This window comes from Kitasatospora sp. NPDC059088 (genome assembly GCF_042738155.1).
In the GTDB taxonomy this organism is placed as follows: Bacteria; Actinomycetota; Actinomycetes; order Streptomycetales; family Streptomycetaceae; genus Kitasatospora.
Genome location: NZ_JBHYGR010000270.1, coordinates 1 through 3,375, shown reverse-complemented (window position 1 = coordinate 3,375; position 3,375 = coordinate 1). Strand labels below are relative to the sequence as shown.

The following is a 3,375-nucleotide window of genomic DNA, read 5'->3' as shown; positions in this document are numbered from 1 at the left end:
CCCGCCCCACCTCCGCCCGCGGGGCGGCCGCCCCCCCCCGCCCCCGGGGCCTGGGACAGCCAGGTCCGGGGGGGGGGGGTGGGGGGCGCCCGGCCCACCGGCCGGACGCCCCGCACCCCGGGCGCTACGGCCGCCCCATGAACGCGGGGTAGTACCCGCTGCTGATCCCGGAGATCCGGATCAGCGTCCCGGGCCGCGCGGCCTCCACGTACCGGTTGTTGCCCAGGTAGATCGCCACGTGCTGGATGCCCCGCGCGGTGCCGTCCGGCGACCAGAACAGCAGGTCACCGCGGCGCAGCTGGCTCGCCTTGACCGGCGTGGTGGCCTCGTACTGGTCGTTGGCCACCCGCGGCAGGTCGATGCCGCCGCGCCGGAAGGACTGCTGCACCAGGCCCGAGCAGTCGTACCCGTCCGGCCCGTTGCCGGCCGTCCGGAACGGCTTGCCCAGCTGGGCGAGCGCGTACTCCACCGCGGTCTCGACGTCGCCGTCCACCGCCACCTCGTGGGAGGACCCCGAGGAGCCGGAGGAGGACGGGGAACCGCCGGTCCGCTGCAGGTAGATGTCGTAGTGGCTGGTCCAGCGCCACTCCCCCTTGCTGTTCCTGAACCAGTACCGCGAGCCGTCCCAGCCCTGCTTGATCCCGCCGTTCGAGGACTTGGCGGGCTTCGCGGAGGACGAGGACCCCGCCGAGGACTTGCCGCCGCCGGTCCGCGCCACGTACACGCTGTAGTGGGTGGTCCAGCGCCACTGCCCCTGGCTGTTCTTGAACCAGTACCGCGAGCCGTCCCACCCGGCGTGCGCCGGGGCCTTCTCGGCCGCGGCGGGCGTCACCCCGGTGCCGAGGCCGATGGTCCCCACGCCGACCGCGATCACGGCCGCCATGCCTATCCCCCGGCGGATCCGCGCGGCCCGCGAAGGACGGGCGGTGGCGGGGCGGGCGGCGGGGGCGTGCTGCCCGGTCGGTTCGTCGGCGGCATCCGGTGCGCCGGTGTTGACGGTGGTCATCCCTGCTGACTTCCTTCACTGCTGCGAACGCACTGCGGCGTACGGCCGCCGGAAGGGCGGCTGCGGAAACTGCTGCGGACACGCGGTACGCCCCGGCAGCGCCGGTCCGTACCCTCGGCAGACCCGGTCCGACGTGCCGCGGCCCCCGGCCGTGCGACCGGGGGCCGCGGCATGTCTCCCGTGGATTCAGTTCTGCCTGCTCGTCACGTTAGGCACGCGTCCGCTCACCGCGCGCAGTGGAGTGCGCCAAAGGAAGGTTTCCCGGGCTCCGGGCCCGACGGCGCATCAGGGTGAACACCCGTCACCGCCGGGCGTGTCCCGACGCCCCCTCATCAGTGGCTGCGGTGCTCCGTCAGGAGCTGCTTCTTCAACACCTTTCCCAGTGCGTTCCTGGGCAGTTCGGGTACCAGCACGACCCGGCGCGGGCGCTTGTGCACCGAGAGCCGCTCCGCCACGAAGGCCGTCAGCTGTTCCCCCGTCACGGCGCCGTCCGGCACGACGTACGCGACGATCACCTGTCCGAGGTCCTCGTCCGGCGCGCCGACCACGGCCGCGTCGGCGACCGCCGGGTGGTCGCGCAGCGCGGCCTCCACCTCGCCCGCGCCGATCCGGTAGCCGCCGCTCTTGATCAGGTCGACCGAGGCCCGGCCGACGATCCGGTGGAAGCCGTCCGCCCCGATCACCGCGACGTCCCCGGTGCGGAACCAGCCGTCCGCCGTCCAGGCCTCGGCGTCCGCGTCCGGCCGGTTGAGGTAACCGCTGAACAGCGTGGGGCCGCTGACCTGGAGTTCGCCGACGCTCTCCCCGTCGTACGGCACCGGCTCGCCGTCCTCGCCGACCAGCCGGGTGCGCACCCCGTCCACCGGCAGCCCGACGCTGCCGGGGCGCCGCTCGCCGTCCGCCCGGGTGCTGACGGTGATCAGCGACTCGGTCATCCCGTAGCGCTCGATCGGGGCGTGCCCGGTGAGCGCCGCCAGCTTCTCGAAGACCGGTACGGGCAGCGGCGCGCTGCCGGAGACCAGCAGCCGGGCCGGGGCCAGCCGTCCGGCCGCCGCGGGGTCCGCCGCCAGCCGGGACCACACGGTGGGCACGCCGAAGTACAGGCTGCCGCCCGCCTGCGCGTACCCCTCCGGGGTGGGCCGTCCGGTGTGCACCAGTCGGCTGCCGGTGCGCAGGGCGCCGAGCACGCCGAGCAGCAGCCCGTGCACGTGGAACAGCGGCAGCCCGTGCACCAGGGTGTCCTCGGCGGTCCACTGCCAGGCGGCGGCGAGGGCGTCCAGGTCGGCGGCGATCGCCGCCCGCCGGATCACCGCGCCCTTGGGCGCGCCGGTGGTGCCCGAGGTGTAGAGCACGAAACCGGTCGCGTCGGCGGCCGGTTCGGCGTAGGTGGTCGCCGAACGCTCGGCGGGGTCGACGGGCAGGGCCGCCACCGGCCCGGCGTCGGGCGCGTCCTCCCCGGCCGCGTGCGCCAGCAGCACGGCGCCCGAGTCCCGCAGGATGTGCTCGCGCTCCTTGGGGCCCGAGTCGGGCGGCAGCGGCACCACCGGGACGCCCGCCAGCAGCCCGCCGACCACGGCGGTGACCGTCTCCAGGGTGGGCCGGGCGAGCACCGCCAGCGCGGGGGCCCCAGCCACCCGGTCGGCCACCGCGGTCGCCGCGCCCAGCAGTTCCTCCCGGGAGAGCGTCCGGCCGTCGATCCGCAGCGCGTCCGCCGCGTCGCCGTGGTCGCCGTGAAGTGCCGTCAGCAGTGCCATGCTTCGGTCCTCGCCCTCGTCCTCGCCCTGTTCGCCCCGGAGGCTCCCGCGCCCGGGCGCCGTCGGGCCGACTCTACGGGCCGGCTCGGCACTCCCTGGGACCCGGGGCACGACGACGGAGGGCGCGGTACCGAGCACCCGGTACCACGCCCTCGGTCCTGGGGACCCGTCGCGCGGGGATCAGCCCTTGCGGGCCTTCACCTCGGTGGTGAGCTGCGGCAGCACCTGGAACAGGTCGCCGACCACGCCGTAGTCGACCAGCTCGAAGATCGGGGCCTCGGGGTCCTTGTTGACGGCCACGATGGTCTTCGAGGTCTGCATGCCGGCCCGGTGCTGGATGGCACCGGAGATGCCCGCCGCGATGTAGAGCTGCGGCGAGACCTGCTTGCCGGTCTGGCCGACCTGGTTGCTGTGCGGGTACCAGCCGGCGTCGACGGCGGCGCGCGAGGCACCGACGGCCGCGCCGAGCGCGTCCGCGAGCTCCTCGACCACGCCGAAGCCCTCGGCGGCACCGACGCCGCGGCCGCCGGAGACCACGATGGCGGCCTCGGTCAGCTCGGGACGGCCGGTGGAGACGCGCGGGGTGCGCGAGGTGACCTTGGCGGCGTTGCCGGT

At 75.3% G+C, this 3,375-nt stretch carries 3 protein-coding genes; all 3 read right to left on the bottom strand.

Going from position 1 to position 3,375, the window contains the following annotated elements; all coding sequences use genetic code 11:
- Positions 1–124 precede the first annotated feature (124 nt).
- Positions 125–1,006 carry a C40 family peptidase gene (locus ACFWXO_RS45145; protein WP_380533034.1) on the bottom strand — a complete coding sequence of 294 codons (882 nt, stop codon included), beginning with the start codon at positions 1,004–1,006 and terminating at the stop codon, positions 125–127.
- A gap of 332 nt (positions 1,007–1,338) precedes the next feature.
- On the bottom strand, positions 1,339–2,760 hold the full coding sequence (locus ACFWXO_RS45140) for an acyl-CoA synthetase (RefSeq protein ID WP_380533031.1): 1,422 nt from the start codon (positions 2,758–2,760) through the stop codon (positions 1,339–1,341).
- A 180-nt stretch (positions 2,761–2,940) separates the two neighbouring features.
- The coding region (locus tag ACFWXO_RS45135; protein ID WP_380533028.1) for an electron transfer flavoprotein subunit alpha/FixB family protein at positions 2,941–3,375 on the bottom strand (435 nt) is incomplete at its 5' end.

Excerpts from the sequence above, each read along its gene's own strand:
- ACFWXO_RS45145 (WP_380533034.1), bottom strand. The coding sequence starts at position 1,006 with ATGACCACCGTCAACACCGGCGCACCGGATGCCGCCGACGAACCGACC.
- ACFWXO_RS45140 (WP_380533031.1), bottom strand. The coding sequence starts at position 2,760 with ATGGCACTGCTGACGGCACTTCACGGCGACCACGGCGACGCGGCGGAC.